The organism is Pedobacter sp. FW305-3-2-15-E-R2A2, assembly GCF_038446955.1.
Lineage (GTDB): Bacteria > Bacteroidota > Bacteroidia > Sphingobacteriales > Sphingobacteriaceae > Pedobacter.
Genome location: NZ_CP151803.1, coordinates 1,662,417 through 1,679,946 on the forward strand (window position 1 = coordinate 1,662,417; position 17,530 = coordinate 1,679,946).

At 43.5% G+C, this 17,530-nt stretch carries 10 protein-coding genes; 8 read left to right on the forward strand and 2 right to left on the reverse strand.

The features are described from left to right. Positions 1–19 precede the first annotated feature (19 nt). The 6 genes from AAFF35_RS06980 (at position 20) to AAFF35_RS07005 (ending at position 11,131) form a co-directional block, all read left to right on the forward strand. Positions 20–1,204, forward strand: coding sequence for a DUF5000 domain-containing lipoprotein (locus tag AAFF35_RS06980; RefSeq protein ID WP_342331694.1), 1,185 nt, complete (start codon positions 20–22; stop codon positions 1,202–1,204). 20 nt (positions 1,205–1,224) lie between these two features. After that, entirely contained in the window at positions 1,225–2,400 is a 1,176-nt protein-coding gene (locus tag AAFF35_RS06985) for a DUF4998 domain-containing protein (protein WP_342331695.1), read from the forward strand. Positions 2,401–2,480: 80 nt separating this feature from the next. Beyond that, positions 2,481–4,820 (forward strand): glycoside hydrolase family 95 protein, encoded by a 2,340-nt coding sequence (locus AAFF35_RS06990; RefSeq protein ID WP_342331696.1) that lies wholly within the window; start codon positions 2,481–2,483, stop codon positions 4,818–4,820. A gap of 38 nt (positions 4,821–4,858) precedes the next feature. Further along, on the forward strand, positions 4,859–6,874 hold the full coding sequence (locus AAFF35_RS06995) for an alpha-galactosidase (protein WP_342331697.1): 2,016 nt from the start codon (positions 4,859–4,861) through the stop codon (positions 6,872–6,874). Between the two features lie 26 nt (positions 6,875–6,900). Then, positions 6,901–9,108 carry an alpha-galactosidase gene (locus AAFF35_RS07000; protein ID WP_342331698.1) on the forward strand — a complete coding sequence of 736 codons (2,208 nt, stop codon included), beginning with the start codon at positions 6,901–6,903 and terminating at the stop codon, positions 9,106–9,108. A gap of 19 nt (positions 9,109–9,127) precedes the next feature. Then, positions 9,128–11,131: a sialate O-acetylesterase gene (locus AAFF35_RS07005; protein WP_342331699.1), complete on the forward strand. Its 2,004-nt coding sequence runs from the start codon at positions 9,128–9,130 to the stop codon at positions 11,129–11,131. Here AAFF35_RS07005 and AAFF35_RS07010 read toward each other — a convergent pair whose 3' ends face one another. Next, positions 11,132–12,736 (reverse strand): solute:sodium symporter family transporter, encoded by a 1,605-nt coding sequence (locus AAFF35_RS07010; RefSeq protein WP_342331700.1) that lies wholly within the window; start codon positions 12,734–12,736, stop codon positions 11,132–11,134. A gap of 49 nt (positions 12,737–12,785) precedes the next feature. Beyond that, a complete protein-coding gene (locus AAFF35_RS07015; protein WP_342331701.1) occupies positions 12,786–15,308 on the reverse strand; it encodes a beta-L-arabinofuranosidase domain-containing protein in 2,523 nt (840 codons plus the stop codon). A 315-nt stretch (positions 15,309–15,623) separates the two neighbouring features. Here AAFF35_RS07015 and AAFF35_RS07020 point away from each other — a divergent pair, with 315 nt between their 5' ends. After that, entirely contained in the window at positions 15,624–16,187 is a 564-nt protein-coding gene (locus AAFF35_RS07020; RefSeq protein ID WP_342331702.1) for an RNA polymerase sigma-70 factor, read from the forward strand. Between the two features lie 106 nt (positions 16,188–16,293). Continuing rightward, positions 16,294–17,430, forward strand: coding sequence for a FecR family protein (locus tag AAFF35_RS07025; RefSeq protein ID WP_342331704.1), 1,137 nt, complete (start codon positions 16,294–16,296; stop codon positions 17,428–17,430). Positions 17,431–17,530 lie beyond the last annotated feature (100 nt).

Genomic DNA, 17,530 nt, shown 5'->3' on the forward strand with positions numbered 1-17,530 from the left:
ACCTCAAACTGATTTTAAGATGAAAAGAAATAAATATATCATAATCCCTATTTTGTATGTACTGCTTGTGCTGGTTTCCTGCAACAAAGCGGAGATCAACGGGATTTTGGAAGACAGTAAGACTGCACCCGGACAAGTGAGCAATGTGCGTGTAGAAAACCAAAATGGCCAGGCAAAAATCAGCTATAACCTGCCGGATAATAAAGACCTGCTGTATGTTAAAGCGGTGTACAGCATCGCCACCGGGCAGCAACGGGAAGTCCTGGCTTCAGGCTATACCAATACGATGATTGTAGATGGATTTGCAGATACCAATCCGCATGAGATCAAATTATATGCAGTAAACAAAAGTGAAAAAGCCTCTGAACCGGTTTCTGTTACGGTTACCCCTTTGATTGCTCCGTTTAGATTGATCTTTAATGAGCTAAAAGCCAGCGCTACGTTTGGCGGGGTCAGGGTAAACACGATCAACAAGTTCAAAGCAACAGTAGCTATTGTTCCCTTACTGGATTCTTTAGGGAACGGAGACTGGGCCAATCTGGAGAATGTGTACACGCAGGATTCTGTGATCAATGCCAGTATCAGAGGGCTGAAACCAAAGCGGGGAAAATTCGCTTTTTATGTGCGCGACAGGTGGCTGAACCGTTCTGATACCTTATTGATTGACCTGACACCATTGGAAGAGAACCTGTTGAACAAAGATCTTTTTCAGGAAGTAAGGTTGCCAGGCGATGCGGAATACATGTACAGCACCACTTTGAACCTGATCTGGGATAAAAGAACCGACAATGGGCAATGGCCTTGTATGTATACTCAGGAAAGTGCCGGCAGTCCGCAAACCGTGAGTTTTAGCATAGGCAAAGAAGCAAAGTTGAGCAGGATTGTAATCTATCCAAGAAGAGAAGCCGGGTACTATGACAAAGGAAACCTTAAAGATTTTGAGGTCTGGGGATCCAATAATCCAAGTCAGGATGGAAGCTGGGCGAGCTGGACCAGACTGATGACCTGTAACGTGCTAAAACCTTCGGGATCACCGCTAGGTACCGACACTGGTGCGGATGAAGCCTATGGTAAAGCAGGCTGGTCATTTGATTTTCCTGAAGATGCCCCTAAATACAAGTATTTAAGGATAAAAAATCTGAAGAACTGGCGAAGCAGTTATTTCATGGAAATAGCTCAGGTGTCAATATGGGGCGTATATTAATTGATTTTAGCATAGAAAACATGAAAAATATAAATAAAACCATCGGAATACTGGGGCTTGCCTTAATGGTCACTGCATGTCAGAAAAAAGATGAGTATAAAAAATTTACGGAGCATGGTGAAGTCGTTTATCCTGCCAAGATCGATTCTTTAAGAATCCTCTCCGGAAATGGGAGGATTAAAGTATCGGGTGCTTTAAATCCGGATCCGAAAGTAGTCCGGTTCAGGGTATTCTGGAACAGCAAGCTTGATTCTGTTGATGTGCCTGTGAAACGTACAGGAGGGGTAGACAGCGTGAATTACGTGATCAGCAACCTTGAGGAAGGTCCACTGAGCTTCGAGGTTCGTACTTATGATTCAGAAGGACATATTTCGGTACCTATGAATGTGGTGGGGAATGTTTACGGTGAACGTTACCGTTCGGCACTGAACAACAGGGCAATTCTAAGCACAGAATTTAATACCCAGGGGGAAGCAAAACTTAAATTCCAGGACATTAGCGCGGCAAGTGGTACAATTGGGATGCAGATTCGCTACAAACATTCGGACAATACCATCCATGATACTGTAGTTGTTGCCCAGCTTAAAGATCAGGTAGTGACCCTGCCTAAGTTTAAAAGTAATCCGATCGAATACCGGATCATTAATAAGCCCGATCCTTTGAGCATAGATAAGTTCTACTCGAACTATGAAACACTTTCTTTAAAAGGAGAAATAAGTGCCATATATTTAAAAAATAACATGGTGCCTTTTAAGAGATCAGCTTACGACAATAACAGATGGGGAGACCTGGCCGACTGGGTAACCAACACGGCCATGAAGAACCACAATGGGATGGGGGGATATGCCAGTGATAATGATGGAATCATAAATATTGAAGCCGGTTGGGGCTCAAGTGCCATCACTAACGGAAAAATTTATCAGACGATTACCTTACCTCCAGGCAAGTATTCATTTACCAGCGAGCTGTCTGACAACAATTACGACGGTAATCCACCTGCCTATATCGTGGCAGCGTCGGGAACTGGAATTCCAAATGTCGAGGACCTTGGAACAGCGCTCGGCAGTACTGCAGTTAGAAACAATCGCTTTGAATTTGAGTTAAAGCAAACGACTGTAGTTTCCTTGGGAATGGTCTTGTCCTTTAATACTGATCATTATATGAAAATCAGAAGTTTAAGGTTATATGCCTTATAATTGTTGCCTGATCACCTATCGATTCGTTAAATTGATCGATAGGTGATTTTTTTATTGAACCACACACACAAATTGAAATAATGAACCTAAACAAAAAATGCCTGCTCACCACTGCATGTATTGCTGCTGCTTTACTCAGTTTTGGCCAGAACAAAAATTTAAAGCTATTCTATCATCAACCGGCTGCCCAGTGGGAGGAAACGCTCCCTTTAGGAAATGGCCGTTTGGGGATGACTCCCGATGGGGGCATTTCCAAAGAAAAAACAGTCCTCAACGACATTACCTTATGGTCTGGCAGTCCGCAGGATGCCAATAACTATGAGGCCTATAAAAGCCTGCCTAAAATAAGACAGCTCATTCTTGAAGGAAAAAATGACGAAGCTCAGGACCTGGTCAACAGAGATTTTGTGTGTAAAGGCCCTGGTTCCGGCGGCCCGCAATGGGGGAAGTATCAAACCCTTGGCGCTTTGGAAATGGAATTCAGTTACAAGGGAATCGGCACTGCACAACCCGAAGTTAAACAATACCATCGGGAATTGTCTTTGGAACAGGCCATGGCCAATTGCAGTTTTAATGTAAATGGCGTAAACTATAAAAGAGCCTACTTTACCAGCTTTGATGATGATGTCAGTGTGATCCGCTTAACTGCCGATCAGCCTGGTCAGCTTAACCTCAGCATCCAGCTGAACCGACCCGAACGCTATGCCGTACAAACGGAGGGAAATGAATTGCAGATGACCGGGCAACTGGATAATGGGACTGATGGTAAAGGGATGCAGTACATGGCCAGGGTTAGCGCCAAACTGAAAGGCGGAACACTTAGCGCCAATCACAATTCACTGATCATTAAAGATGCTACAGAAGTCACTATTTATATCGCTGCAGCAACAGATTTCAGAAGTTTTCCTTTTAAAGAAAAAACGAAACAGGTGCTTGCAGCCGCGCTTAAAAAGCCATATGAATTGCAAAAAAGCACACATATCGCCAACTATGGCAAGCTCTTTAAAAGGCTGAGCATTGACCTTGGAGAAGGAACATCGGCAAAGCTTCCTACCAATCTCAGGTTAGATGGCTTTTATAAAAACTATGAAACAGACCCTTCTCTTGCGGCTTTATTCTTCCAGTTTGGAAGGTATTTAAGCATCAGCAGTACCAGAGTGGGTTTACTTCCACCTAACCTTCAGGGCTTATGGGCCAAAGAAATAAATACCCCCTGGAACAGTGATTACCACCTCGATGTCAATGTGCAGATGAACCATTGGCCAGTAGAAGTCGCCAATCTTTCTGAACTGAACCTGCCTTTGTCGGAGCTGGTGAGGGGACTGGTAAAACCAGGTCAGAAAACAGCTAAAGCTTATTACAACGCGAATGGCTGGATTGCACATGTGATCACCAATGTCTGGGGCTTTACAGAGCCTGGAGAAAGTGCTTCCTGGGGTGCTTCCAATGCCGGATCGGGATGGCTGTGCAACAACTTATGGGAACATTATGAGTTTAGTCAGGATTTAAAATACCTGAAAAGTATCTATCCGATATTAAAGGGCTCTGCCGAGTTTTACAAAAGCGCGCAGATCAAAGACCCAAAATCAGGATGGCTGGTTACCTCACCCTCCGTATCTCCTGAAAACTCGTTTTATCTTCCCAATGGAAAGACTGCTGCCATTTCTATGGGACCAACGATCGACAACCAGATTGTAAGAGAACTATTTGGCAACGTGATCAAAGCTTCAATCCTGTTAAATACCGACGCCACATTTAGAGCGGAGTTAAAGGAAACGTTAAAATCTGTGCCACCTGCTGGGGTGATCAGTAAAGACGGGCGCATCCAGGAATGGCTGGAAGATTATAAAGAAACGGATCTTCAGCACAGACATATTTCTCATCTATATGGCTTATATCCGGCATCGCTGATCAGCCCGTTTTCTACACCTGAACTCGCCGCAGCAGCAAAGAAAACACTGGAAGTGCGGGGCGATGATGGACCTAGCTGGACGATAGCCTATAAACTATTGTTCTGGGCAAGGTTGCAGGATGGGAACCGTGCATTTAAACTACTGAAAGAGATCTTAAAACCAACATTAAGGACGGATATCAATTATGGTGCAGGAGGAGGGGTGTATCCTAATATTTTGTCGGCGGGACCTCCTTTTCAAATTGACGGTAATTTTGGCGCCACTGCCGGTATTGCGGAGATGCTTTTGCAAAGCCATGACGGTTTTATCGAGCTCTTGCCTGCATTGCCGGATGCCTGGAGAAAGTACGGAAATATTAAAGGCTTTAAAGCCAGAGGTAATTTCACGATAGACATGAGCTGGAAGGATGGCAAAATTGTCAATTACCGGATTGCATCGCCAATGGCCAAAAAAGTAAAGGTAAAAGTAAATGGAGCGCTAAAAGAGGTAGTAGCTCAGCGTCTTTAATAAGATATTCTGTTGGAAATCTTTTCAAAACACATAAGATGATAAAAAATAAGATACTTTCATGTTTGTTCTTCCTGGTCTTTTTTCTGAGCCAGGCCAATGCCCTTACCTTTAAATTTGGCAGGTCAGGGAAAATTATCTACGACTTGAAATCAGGAACTTTTAATGTCTACCAGAATTCCGATGAGTTCTTAAAAAGCGGATTTTCAACCCTTAAAGAAAATGGAAAGGTCTATAGTTCAAAAGACTATTTAACAAGGAACTATACCAGTATTCAGATTTCAGATCAATTTGGAAAGGGTATAAGACATACCATTAACCTGAGTGCTGCCGGAAAACCGGATATGAGGCAGATCTTTTACACCTACGATCAGCTGCCTTATTTTTTAGTGGAAATCGAAGTCTCAGGGACGAGTGTCAGCAGTAATGAAATGATTCCTGTTCAGGGCCTTATTCCTATTTTGAACGGGATCAAAGCACTCAGAAGTGTATTTGTTCCTTTCGATAACGATACCTTTATCAGCTATAATTCAAAGCAGTTGTCGAAAAATGAGCAACAGGTCAGTTCAGAGGTCGCGGCCATTTACGACAACAGTTCGTTCAAAGGCCTGATCTCCGGATCAGTAAACCATCGGGTTTGGAAAACAGGTACGGTTACAGGTATCGACAGCGCAGGCAATACCTTTATCAGCGTACAAGCTGGTTTTACAGAAAAAAGCATCACCAGGGATACCATTGCTCATGGTACAGTAACAGGCAATGTGGTTAAATCTCCGAAGGTTTTTTATGGTTTATTTGAAGATTGGAGAATGGGAATGGAGGCCTATGCCAAAGCAAACCGAACCGCGGAGCCCCCGATTGTATTCAAATGGAAGCATCCGACCCCTTTGGGATGGAACAGCTGGGGCGTGATGCAGGAAAAAATTTCCTTTGATAAAATTGTAAAGGTCACAGATTTCTTTGCAGACAGCCTGAAAGCTTTCAGAAGTGAGGGCACCTTATATGTTGACCTGGATTCCTTTTGGGACAATATGCTGAAAGGCGGACTGGAGGGTGATTATTCAAAGCTAAAAGAATTTGCAGATTACGTTAAAAAACGAGGATTAAAACCGGGCATTTACTGGGCTCCTTTTACAGACTGGGGCTTTAAGTCGGGCGGCGACAGAAGGGCAGAAGGCGGGAATTACAAATTTGGGGAACTCTGGACCAAAGTAGGCTCGGGTTACCACGATATTGACGGCGCCAGGGCATTAGATCCAACGCATCCAGGCACTCAGCAAAGAATCGCCCTCGTGATCGGGAAGCTGAAAGAATGTGGCTATGAAATGATCAAAATTGATTTCCTGGGACATGCAGCCATAGAATCTGATCATTTTTATGATCCAAAAGTGACCACAGGAATGCAGGCCTATGACCAGGGGATGTCCTTTTTGCTCAAACAACTGGATGGAAAAATGCTGGTCTATGCTGCTATTTCTCCAACCATGGCTTCGGGTAGGTACATTCATGTGAGAAGGATTGCCTGCGATGCTTTTAAGTCTATTAGAGACACGAAATATACCCTCAATAGCCTCAGTTATGGCTGGTGGCAGACCCATTTGTATGATTATATGGATGCAGACCATGTGGTGCTTGGAGCCGAAGATATTGGTGCCAACCGGGCGAGAACGCTTTCTGCAATTGTGACCGGTTCTTTTATTGTTGGCGATGATTTTTCAGCGAAAGGTCCATGGACCGGACGTGCAAAAGAACTGTTCCAGAATCAGGCATTATTGGCCGTTATTAGAGATGGAAAATCCTTCCAACCCCTTGAAGCAGATAAAGAAGCCTCGGAAATGTTTGTTAAGCAATCAGGTAATACCCGTTACCTGGCTATTTTCAATTATGGAGATAAAGAAAAGAAGTTTGTGGTCAACGCTGCTGCCCTTGGCTTAAAAACCTTTAGTGGATACCAGCTGGAAGATCTTTTTACCCATAAATCCGGAACTTCTGTTAACGCTGCTGAATTTGTGCTGCCTGCCGGTGATGCCACACTGATTAAAATAACGAAATAATTATATAAGCTATAAAACCATTGATAATGTTTAAAGTCCCATTGAATACCTTCATCCCTTTCTGCTTACTACTGCTTTTCTCCGCTTCCATTCCGCTCAGGTCTGTAGCACAATCAGTAATCATCCCTATTGAAACACAAAATAATGCATTGGTCCTGCAAACAGATACCAATAAGCATCTGGGGACCATTTATTTCGGTAAGAAATTAACAAACAACAAGGAATATTTACAGGTTCCAGCTTTGTACAAGCAAACTTCAGATTATACAGGTGTTCTCAATTCTGCCTATGCCTCGTCTGGTTCAAGGAATCTGGTCGAACCTGCCATCAGCGTAACCCATGCAGATGGGAACAATTCCCTGGACCTGAAATATGTAAGTCATGATTTAAAGCAAATTGACAACAATGTTTCCTTACTCAGCATTGTTTTAAAAGATCCGGTATACAATTTCTCGGTTACACTCTACTATAAAACTTATTTTAAAGAAGATGTGGTAGAACAATGGAGCTCCATTCAGCATCAGGAAAAAGGCAATGTGACCTTACATAAATTTGCTTCCGCAAACTTATATATAAAAAGTGCGGGTTATTGGTTAAATCAATATCATGGAGATTGGGCGAAAGAGATGCAGGCCGAAGAATCGAAACTTACACATGGCATAAAAACACTGGACAGCAAATTGGGTACAAGGGCCAATCTGTTCCAGCCTCCAGTGTTTATGGTCTCCCTGGGGAAACCTGCAACAGAAGATGAAGGGACTGTTTTATTTGGTTCATTGGAATGGAGTGGTAATTTCCGGACCGATCTGGAAGTCGACTTTCAGGACAATCTAAGGATTGTTTCCGGCATCAACAACTATGCTTCAACCTATACTTTAAAGCCAAAGGAAGCTTTTGTAACGCCGGTATTCCTATATACTTTATCTACAGGCGGCAAAGGTCTGGCAAGCAGGAACCTGCAACAATGGGCGAGAAATTACAAATTGTTAGATGGTAAAGGGACCCGCTTAACACTTTTAAACAATTGGGAAGCCACTTATTTCGATTTTAATGAAAGCAAGCTTGCCGGTCTGTTAAAAGACACCAGGAAACTGGGAGTAGATCTTTTCCTGCTGGATGATGGATGGTTTGCCAACAAATACCCTCGTAATGGTGATGTTGCGGGATTGGGCGACTGGCAGGAAAATAAAAAGAAATTGCCAAACGGGATCTCTTCTCTGGTTAAAGAGGCACAAAATAATCAGGTGAAATTCGGGATATGGATAGAGCCTGAAATGGTGAATCCTAAAAGTGAATTGTACGAAAAACATCCGGATTGGGTCGTTAAACAGCCGCAAAGAGAAGAACATTATTTCAGAAACCAACTGGCGCTGGACCTCAGCAATCCGAAAGTGCAGGACTTTGTTTATGGGGTGATAGATGGACTGTTTACCAAGAATCCCGATCTGGCCTATATTAAATGGGATTGTAATGCGGTAATTTATAATGCGCATTCGGCAACGATTAAAAACCAGAATCATTTTTATATAGAGTATGTAAAAGGCTTATACAAAGTGTTGGAACGAATCAGGGCAAAATATCCTAAAGTACCCATGATGCTTTGCTCCGGTGGTGGTGGCAGGGTAGATTATGCTGCGCTGCAGTACTTTACCGAATTCTGGCCGAGTGACAATACAGATCCCCTGGAGCGTATTTTTATGCAATGGGAATATTCCTACTTTTATCCGGCAATAGCGACTTCAAACCATGTGACAGACTGGGGTAAACAACCCATAAAATTCCGTACAGACGTTGCCATGATGGGTAAACTGGGTTTTGATATTGTGGTGAGCAAACTCAGTGCAGATGAACTTAAATATTGCCAGGATGCGATAAAAAATTACGATGCATTAAAAGGGATCATCTGGCAGGGAAATCAATACCGCTTGTCCAATCCAACAGAATCAAGCGTCGCTTCCATGCTTTATCTTGATGAAAACAAATCATCAGGCGTTATCTTCAATTACCTTGTTAATTACAGATATGCCGTAAACAGCAGTTCGCCTATGCTGTTAAAGGGACTTGACCCTGCAAAAAATTATAAGATCCAGGAAATAAACCTTTATCCCGGTACAAAATCGAGCATTAAAGGGGAAGCAACCTATACCGGCGATTTCCTGATGAAAGCAGGATTTAATCCCGATGTAAATTCATCAAGAACAAGTGTGGTTTTAAAAATTGAAGCCGTAAATTAAGCCCTGTTAAAAACCAATCATGACCATGAATCTTAAAAAGAAAAAACAGCAAAAGCTTTTATCTCTAACCCTATTTTCTGTAATACTTTGTATCAGCAGTTTTGTTCAGGCAAAAGTAAAGCTGCCTTCTATATTTAGCGATTACATGGTTTTCCAGCAAAAGACAAAGGCTGCGGTTTGGGGTAAAGCAGAGCCGGGAAAAACGATCAGCATCACTACCACCTGGAGCCGTGCACATTATACCTCAAAAGCAGATGAACATGGAAACTGGAAGATGCTGGTGGCCACCCCATCTTATGGCGGCCCTTATGCAATGACGATCTCTGATGGAGATCCATTGATCTTAATGAATATCATGATTGGCGAAGTATGGGTTTGTTCCGGACAATCTAACATGGAGATGCCTTTGGCGGGATGGGGAAAGGTGAATGATTATGAGCAGGAAATTGCATCGGCCAGATATCCGGAGATCAGGATATTGCAGGTGGATCATGTGACCAGTAATGTTCCTTTGGATGATGCTAAGGTGGCCAATTCTGGATGGAAGCTTTGCATCCCTCAATTTGTTCCTGAATTCTCGGCTGTGGCTTATTTCTTTGCCAGAGAGATCTATAATAAAACTAAAATCCCGATTGGATTAATTCATACTTCATGGGGTGGCACGATTGCCGAAGCATGGACCAGTGGCTCGACGCTTAAAACAATGCCTGATTTTGTGGAAGCGGTCAACAAAATTGAAAATTCGGAAAAGGATAAAAACGGCCCCAGCTATGAGCAGCAATTGGCCAGCTGGCAACAGTTGGTGTTGGCAAAAGACGCAGGTATGGCAGCAGGTAAGCCAGCCTGGATTGCCAACTCAATGGATGTTTCTTCCTGGAAAACGATGTCTTTGCCAACGGTATGGGAACAAGCAGGAATGCCCGAATTTGATGGGGTAGTTTGGTTTAGAAAAAACATTACCATTCCCCAGGCTTGGGAGGGCAAAGAGCTGACCATTAACCTGGGGACTATTGACGACAATGACATCACGTTTTTAGATGGTCAAAAAATAGGAGAAACGGAGGGCTACAATAAACCACGTAGCTATACCATTCCGGGAGATAAAGTAAAAGCAGGAACCTTTGCGCTGGTGGTTAGGGTATTTGATGGTGCCGGTGGCGGTGGAATATACGGCAATAAAGAGGGGATGTCGCTTGTTTCTGAAGGTGGAGCCCATTTTTCCCTGGATGGAGAATGGCAGTATAAAGTGGGCATGAGCCTGAAAGATATCGCAAAAGCACCGGCCTCAAATGACGGCCCTAACCGGACGACTGTGTTATACAATGCCATGATTCATCCCTTCCTGCAATTTCCAATCAAAGGAGCCATCTGGTATCAGGGAGAAAGCAATGCAGATCGTGCGCATCAATACCGTACCCTTTTCCCGGCAATGATCAAAGACTGGAGAAAGCAATGGGGAGTTGGAGATTTTCCTTTCTATTTTGTACAGCTGGCTAACTTCATGCAGGTTGATGCTACACCACCAACTGCTTCCGCATGGGCAGAACTAAGAGATGCACAACGCGGAACACTCTCCCTTCCAAATACCGGAATGGCGGTGTCTATCGATCTCGGTGATGCCGCAGACATCCACCCAAAAAACAAACAGGATGTCGGTAAAAGACTGGCTTTAATCGCACTCGCAAAAACCTATGGTGTTAATGTTCCTTATACAGGTCCTGTATACCAATCTGCTAAAATAGAATCTGGTACTATTAAATTGAACTTTACTGCGGCCGAAGGTTTAAAAAGCAGTGATGGTGCAGAACTGAAAGGCTTTGCCATTGCCGGATCAGACCAGAAATTTCACTGGGCTAAAGCAGAAATAAAAGGGAATCAGATTATGGTCAGTAGTACTGAGGTGACCAATCCGGTTTCAGTAAGGTATGCCTGGGGCAATAACCCGGTATGTAATCTGGTCAATGCAGCCGGACTTCCTGCATCACCATTCCGGACAGATCAATGGGCCGATAGCACAAAGTAATTACCCGGCCGCCGCAAGATAAAGAGGAGAGAAGAGCAGGAACAAAAGGATCATGATGAGCAAAAGAAGCCCATTTACCCAGTGGCGATTCTTCCAGGGCTTGAGGTCGACAACCGGCTTGTCCTGCGCTATATAAGCTTTTTCCATCGGATATAGTTTTCCGATGATCAGCATAATGGCCGAAGTGAGGACAAAGAGAATCGCAAGTACGTGTAGAAAATGGATGCCGGTATCAAATACCATTTGTGTGAGTATATATCCGGTAAGGCAAAATGCCAGACCTATTTTTGCGGCAATTGGTGGAACCTTTTTGGTGACAAATCCCACAAACATGATGGTAAAGATCGGGATGCTGAATGCGGCATTGATCTTCTGCATAAAGGTGTAAAAGCTATCGCTTGAAAAAAGAAACAACGGGGCAATGAACATGGCCAGTAAGGAAGCAAACATTTCAAACCGTTTGGAGGTCTTGAGCAAATTCTTTTCGGTAACCGGAATGCCTTTTTTCTCTTTAAAAGGCTTGTAGAGGTTTAAGATAAACAAGGTGCTTGCGCTGTTCAGTCCCGGTGAATAGGAGGTGATGGCTGCACCGAAAATAACGGCAGCAATAAAGCCACTGAGTACAGGCGGAGATACATCACTGACCACCTTGGAAAATACTTCAGTCGTGTTTTCCATATTGCTGTACATATGAACGGCAATAATCCCCGGTAAAATAAAAAGTAAGGGACCAAGCAGCTTTCCTGCGCAGGCAAGTGCAATGCCCTTCTGACTGGCTTCAAGATTGGAGGAGGCCAGGGCTTGTTGTACGATGACCTGTTCCGTGCCCCAATAAAACAGGTTCATTAAGATCATCCCGGTGAAAATGGTAGAGAAGGGAACAGCATCACTGGCGGTTCCTATGGAGTTGAAATGTGCTGTTTTTGAAGAAAGAATGGTGTGTATGCCCTGCTGAAAATCGCCATTTCCAACATGTCTTAATCCGAAGTAGGCGAGTAATAAAGCACCGGTGAACATGCAGATACCCAAAACAAGGTCCGAAATTACAATCGCTTTTAGTCCGCCGAGAATGGAATATAAGCTCCCGATCAGTCCAATGCACCAAACCAGGATCCAGATGCTGCTGCCATAACTGATGTCCCAGATGTCTGAAAAATGAAACAGACCATTTAAGGCGATGGCACCGGTGTACAATACGATAGGTAAGAGATTAACCATGTAGCCGATCAGAAAAACAAGAGACACCAGTTTCTTGGTTTGCGGATCATACCTGTTTTCCAGGAAATCGGGTGTGGTAGACATGGCGCCCTTCAAATAAACGGGGATCACAAATTCAGAGACAATCAGCATGGCGAATACAGAACTTACTCCCCAGGCCATGACCGTCATGTTGTTGAGGTATACAGATTCACTGTTGCCTACAAATTCCGCCGCGCTGATATTGGTAAAAAACAGAGCCGTACCGACCGCCGTAAAGCTGAGCTTCCGGTTGGCCAAAAAGAGCCCTGCAGAGGTGGTTATTTTATGCCTTCGGGTCTTAAACCAGGAAATCAATGCAACCAGAAAGGTGACGATAATAAAGGTAGCAAAGGCAGTAACGTTCATTTTTTAAGAGTATAATACCGGTCCTCCTAATATAGACAAAAGACTGCTGTCATTTGAGCGATCTGGCGCTTAAATTATCGATACTGGCCAGCGCATCGTAAGCCCTTACGCCAATTGATCCGCTCTTGAATTCATCATCGGTCACAGAAAATATAGGTTTTAACCCCTTGTTAAAATAGACTTTAATCTCCGCACCTTTGGCCTCTATGCTAACCTGATAAGCTTTGCCAAGCTCCAGTTTTTGTTGTGCTGTGGCAAGAACCATCCATTTTTGATTGGAGGATTTGCCCAGTTGTATCTGACCGGAATCTGCGTTGATGCCTAAATAGTAGCCATTGTAAGCCTCAGCTCCGATCACATGATCTGTAACCCTAAAGATCAATCCGGCATCACCTTTCGAGTTTAGTTGTACCGTTGCCTCATAGCTGAGGTCGTCAAAAAGGGTACTGCCGGCAATAGCCTTAGATCCATGGATGCCATACCCCCAGGAGCCTTTGTTGGAGGCAGCATGGATGGCGCCATCTTTAATAAACCAGCTGCCACCATATAGGAGCCAGTCTTTAAGTGTGGCCTGACTGAAATTTTCCTGATATGTTTTTCCGGCAGTTTCCGGAACACCGATGACGGGGAAGTTACTGATCCTGATGTTTTCTGATCCAAATGGTGTCAGTGTGATTTCCTCCGTCTGTGCGGATGAAGCCACAGGACTGCGTGGTACTTCAAGTGCATGCATCTTATTATATGCCGAAGTCCAGGATGGTATTTTCTTTGCCGTAACCGTTAGTTTTACCGGAGTGCTGGCCTGTATAAACGGATTTTCGGGCATGGCACTACGCTGAACTTTAATTGTTCCGGTACGGTCATTACCACTTAAAACCAATCCATAGTTCCAGGCGGCGGATGGGGAAACTTCATAGTCGAAAAAGCCATCAACAGGATGTTTTTTGCTGATGCTGTATTTCGCATCCATCTTAAGTCCGTATACAATTGGTCCGCGTTCTACGGTTACTGAATTGTTGACCTGGTTGCTGAGTTTTACTTCCATAGGAAAGTTGATCAGCACCAGATTCTTGGTATTCCATGATCTGTTAATGGTATAAATCTGACCGGTTTTAACGCCTGGCAATGTTTTGCCATCAATGGAAATCTGTGGGTTTTTGCACCATTCCGGAATGCGCAGTTTTAGGGGAAATGAGCTTGGCTTTTCTAACAATACTTTAATTCTGATCTCTTCTTCGAATGGATAATTGGTCATCACCTGGAGTTTTACAGGGACGTTTTCTGCTACAAAAGCACTGACCTCAACCGGAGCGTAGGCAATTACCGCCAGGCCTTTATCTGGCGTTGCTACCCAGCTGTTTTTAACAAAATAGGGCCAGCCCATATGCATATTGTACCTGCAGCAGCCCATTCCGGAATAGGGGCTGAGCAGCAAAGCACCATCATAGTCTTCATCAAAACCCGAATTGCCATGTTTGCAATATACCTGGTTCGGTTGTGTGTAGTATAAATGAGATTTAATGTCCCTGCTAAACTGTGCCGGTAGGGTATTAAAGGCTATCTTTTCAAGCCGGTCTCCAAGTTTCGCATCATGTATTATTCTTGCTGCGGTTTCCAGACTTTGCATCCATTCTACTACGGTACAGGTTTCGGTGCCCTGAAAGGAACTTCTTCCCGCAAGAAACTCGGTACCGGAAGCAATCCCTGTCGACTGCCCATGGTCTCTCATCAAATGATCAATCCCTTTCTGAGTAGCCGCTCTGTAAAATGGGCTGTTATTCAGTTGGGAGTAGATTGCAGGGAATTTCAGTGCCTGACCTACACTAACGCTGTGTTTGGTATGGAAATCATCTCCATAATGGTAAAATTGATTGCCGGTAAAAATAGCTGTCCATGGATAAGCTTGTGATTTTAATTTTTCTGCCAGCTGTAAGAGTGATTTTTCTCCGGTTCTGTTGTATAGCCACAAGACGATTTCTATGTTGTCTGCCGTTCTTGACTTGCTCCATTCAGATAAAGGTTGTTTATCCAGATTGTCGAGCTGGTATTTGAAATACCTGCTAAAAAAGCCAATTACACGCTTGTCGCCCGTAGCTTCATAATAACTTTGTATCGCATACATCATGGGCATTCTTGGCCACCAGTCCTTCATTTTTACTGGCCCAAAAGAACCATCGGGCCGTTGCTGGTCCAATGTCCAGTTGATCCACTTCTCTGATTTGGCTTTCAATCCGGGATCTCCTAAGGTGTAAGCAAGCGCAACAAGTCCCTTTACGTAATAAGGGGCACGTTCCCAGCTTTCGCCGGTACCACCCAGCCAGTCGGAATTAGCTCCAAGGTTCCCGCTTTCCGGATAAAGTGCTTCCGCATTTCCTGTGGCACCATCTTTTTGCAGTTCAAGTTGCTTTAGCAACCATCCTTTAGCTTTGATACTACCTAATGGCAATTGTACATCAGCAGCTGCATAGAGTGGACTTCGGTTAAATACATATGACCCGCCAGATTCCTGTTGGGCAAATAGCCATGATGGAACCATAGCCAACGCCAAAATCATAGATTTCCTGATGCTCATAATTTTATAAATGGTGGTTTGCAGCACAAGTTTATTGTAAAATACCGGATATTTTATCGCAGAAGAACACATTGATACGATCTGAAGAATTTTGATACAAATAGCCTAACTTATCTTTGATTTTTAGCTAAAACCAGCAGAACTCATTTGGCTTTATTTAGATAAATAATAACGCCTTTCCCTGATAAATGATAAAAGAATTATGATCAACGAGATTCAACATATGGACATAACGGATTAATTGCGCGGTAGAATGTGAAAATAATTATTTAAAATTGTACAGACCGTGACAAACATTCTCATAAGATAACCATCATGAATTCATACGAAGTATTTACGGATCAGGAATTGATCGTCTCTATGAAATCGGGGAATCAAGCTGCCTTTGAGGAAATCTATGAGCGGCACTGGACGGTACTCTATCGCTCCGCTTATAATGTACTTAGAGAAGAAGCAGGGAGTTTGGATGTGGTGCAGGAGGTCTTTATCTGGTTTTGGGAACACCGGGAACGGCTTGAAGTCAATTCCATTAAAGGGTATTTACTGACAGCAGTAAAATATAAGGTCGCTAATTACATCAGGAGTGGAAAAGTACGGGCTTCTTTTTATGAAGGAATTCCTAAGGTAGATCTGGATTCGGCCTTTCCGAATGAAGCATTAGAGGTCAAAGAGCTAAGCGCAATGATCCGCCATTTTACAGAAGAGCTTCCCGACCGCTGTAAAGAAGTGTTCCGGCTTAGCCGGCAAGAATATCTGACGAATAAAGAAATCGCTGAGCGACTGGGAATCACCGAAAAAACAGTGGAGAACCAGATCAATAAAGCGATTAAAAAGCTGAAAACCAACCTCGGTAAGTTTTCTATCTTCCTGAGCCTTTAGCTTTTTTTGTAGGAATTGAAAAAACGTTTTATCAAAATAAAAAAATATTTTAAATCAGCGTGGGTGCTGAGTCTCCGGCAAGTGCCTTACATCATATACACCAAGTATGAATAGGGAAGAATACCAACAGCTGATACATAAAGTGTCGGATGGAATGGCGACTGATCACGAGCTCGCTTTGTACAACCGATATTTCCATGCCTACCAGAAATCTGAGGAATGGGAGGAGTCTGAAATGGGGCAACAGCAGGAGCTCAAATTGAAACTGGATCAATTGGTCTTTGCGCAGATTCGTACAAAACCAACCTTATCCCTAAGGCCGCTCATTTTTAAGCTCGCAATTGCAGCAGTGCTATTGATTGCAGTCGGCACCTTCCTTTATCCCCATCTCCATCCCCCTGTTAAAGAAAATGAGACCGCTAAGAAAGTGACCATTGTTCCCGGTGGAAATAAAGCCTATTTAACGCTGGGCAATGGCAAACGAATTATACTCAACGATGCTTCCCGCGGACAACTGGCTAAAGAAGCCGGCGTGGAGATCCGTAAAACAGGGGATGGTCAACTGGTCTATTCCATCAAAGATCAGCGGGCCTCAGACCAGACCCTGATCAATACGATCGAAACACCCAAAGGCGGACGTTACCAGGTTCTTTTGCCAGATGGAACTAAAGTCTGGTTAAATGCGGCATCTAAACTGACTTATCCAGTATCCTTCACTGCAAAAGACAGCAGGAAGGTAGAGTTGAATGGAGAAGCCTATTTTGAAGTCGCCAGAAATGAACGCTTGCCTTTCAGGGTAAAGACCACTTTTCAGGAAATTGAAGTATTGGGCACCCATTTCAACGTCATGGCCTATGACGATGAAAAAATCATCAGAACCACCTTGCTGGAAGGCGCTGTAAAAGTCGCCGCTAATCACAAACAATCCTTACTATATCCTGGACAGCAGGCAGATCTGAATAGAGAAAATCAACACATCCGCATTACTACCGCAGTTAAAAATAAGTCTGTAGCCTGGAAAAACGGTTATTTTATGTTTACCGGTGATACGATTGAAGACATTATGAAGCAGGTAGGCCGATGGTATGACCTTGAGGTAGAATACCGTGGCAATAGGAGCAATCAGCAGTTTGGAGGAACCTATTCCATGGATAAAGACATTCATGAATTGATGAAAGGACTGGAATTAACGGGAATGATTCATTATAAAATTGAAGGAAGGAGGATTATTGTAATGGACTAAAAGATTACAGTTATCCTGACAAAAAAAGACCATACCGTTTGCCGCAGTATGGTCCATATCAATTGTGTAAGATAACTTAAAGATTGCGCGAACAACCAAA